Consider the following 628-nt stretch of genomic DNA (forward strand, 5'->3'; position numbering starts at 1 on the left):
GCAGCGCTCCGGTCATGGTCAGGCCGATCGTGCCGTCCTGGAGCTGGGCGATCCCGAAGTCGCAGATCTTGACGGTGCCGTCCTCGAGCAGCATGAGGTTGGCCGGCTTGATGTCGCGGTGGACGATGTTCTGGGTGTGGGCGGCGGCCAGCCCGTCGCACACCTGGGCGCCGTACTCCACCACCTGCTCCAGGGGGAGCCCGCCGGGGTGGTCCTCACGCAGGACCGTCGCGAGATCACGGCCTTCCAGGAACTCCATGACGAGGAACGGAGAGACTTCCACCTGCCCGTCGGCGCTCGTCTCCCGGTGCTCGCCCAGGTCGTGGACGACGGCGATGTTGCGGTGGTTCAGCCGGGCGGCTGCTTCGCCCTCACGGCGGAAACGGGCCAGGACCTGGGCGGCGAGCCGGTCGTCACGCAGATGGGAGGTGAGCACCGTCTTGATCGCGACGGTACGGCGCAGCCTCAGATCGGACGCCGCCCACACCTCGCCCATGCCGCCGTGCCCCAGCCGGCTGTCGAGCCGGTAGCGGCCCGCTAGCTCCATCCCCCTGTACATGCAGGTCAACGTATGCGACTCGCCCGCGACGCGGCAAGAATCCTCCGAACCTCGGCGGAGTCTTCCGGC

At 69.3% G+C, this 628-nt stretch carries 1 protein-coding gene; it reads right to left on the minus strand.

The window, feature by feature from the left end:
- A partial coding sequence (locus VR44_RS40440; RefSeq protein WP_045952695.1) for a serine/threonine-protein kinase occupies positions 1–559 on the minus strand: 559 nt, incomplete at its 3' end.
- Positions 560–628: the final 69 nt, after the last annotated feature.

Origin of the sequence: Streptomyces katrae (assembly GCF_000966975.1) — a bacterium.
In the GTDB taxonomy this organism is placed as follows: domain Bacteria; phylum Actinomycetota; class Actinomycetes; order Streptomycetales; family Streptomycetaceae; genus Streptomyces; species Streptomyces katrae.